Origin of the sequence: Pseudomonas sp. 2VD (genome assembly GCF_005503585.1) — a bacterium.
GTDB classification, from domain to species: domain Bacteria; phylum Pseudomonadota; class Gammaproteobacteria; order Pseudomonadales; family Pseudomonadaceae; genus Pseudomonas; species Pseudomonas aeruginosa.
The window spans coordinates 1-1,160 of record NZ_SCND01000674.1; the positions used below are offsets into that span (position 1 = coordinate 1).

A 1,160-nucleotide genomic window follows, 5' to 3' on the forward strand; every position below is an offset into this window, starting at 1 on the left:
CCGCACGTCAACGTCGGCACCATCGGTCACGTTGACCATGGCAAGACCACTCTGACCGCTGCACTGACCAAGGTCTGCTCCGACACCTGGGGTGGTTCCGCTCGTGCTTTCGATCAGATCGACAACGCGCCGGAAGAAAAGGCCCGCGGTATCACCATCAACACCTCGCACGTTGAATACGATTCCGCTGTTCGTCACTACGCCCACGTTGACTGCCCCGGTCACGCCGACTACGTGAAGAACATGATCACCGGTGCTGCCCAGATGGACGGCGCGATCCTGGTTTGCTCGGCTGCCGACGGCCCCATGCCGCAGACCCGCGAGCACATCCTGCTGTCCCGCCAGGTAGGCGTTCCCTACATCGTCGTGTTCCTGAACAAGGCCGACATGGTTGACGACGCCGAGCTGCTGGAGCTGGTCGAGATGGAAGTTCGCGATCTGCTGAACACCTACGACTTCCCGGGCGACGACACTCCGATCATCATCGGTTCCGCGCTGATGGCGCTGGAAGGCAAGGATGACAACGGCATCGGCGTAAGCGCCGTGCAGAAGCTGGTAGAGACCCTGGACTCCTACATTCCGGAGCCGGTTCGTGCCATCGACCAGCCGTTCCTGATGCCGATCGAAGACGTGTTCTCGATCTCCGGCCGCGGTACCGTGGTAACCGGTCGTGTAGAGCGCGGCATCATCAAGGTCCAGGAAGAAGTGGAAATCGTCGGCATCAAGGCGACCACCAAGACCACCTGCACCGGCGTTGAAATGTTCCGCAAGCTGCTCGACGAAGGTCGTGCTGGTGAGAACGTTGGTATCCTGCTGCGCGGCACCAAGCGTGAAGACGTAGAGCGTGGCCAGGTTCTGGCCAAGCCGGGCACCATCAAGCCGCACACCAAGTTCGAGTGCGAAGTGTACGTGCTGTCCAAGGAAGAAGGTGGTCGTCACACCCCGTTCTTCAAGGGCTACCGTCCGCAGTTCTACTTCCGTACCACCGACGTGACCGGTAACTGCGAACTGCCGGAAGGCGTAGAGATGGTAATGCCGGGCGACAACATCAAGATGGTTGTCACCCTGATCGCTCCGATCGCCATGGAAGATGGCCTGCGCTTCGCGATCCGCGAAGGCGGCCGTACCGTTGGCGCCGGCGTGGTTGCCAAGATCATCGA

General features: G+C 60.7%; 1 protein-coding gene. It reads left to right on the plus strand.

From position 1 onward, the window contains the following. On the plus strand, positions 1 to 1,160 hold a 1,160-nt coding region (tuf, locus tag FFS27_RS32995), incomplete at both ends, for an elongation factor Tu (RefSeq protein WP_017001851.1).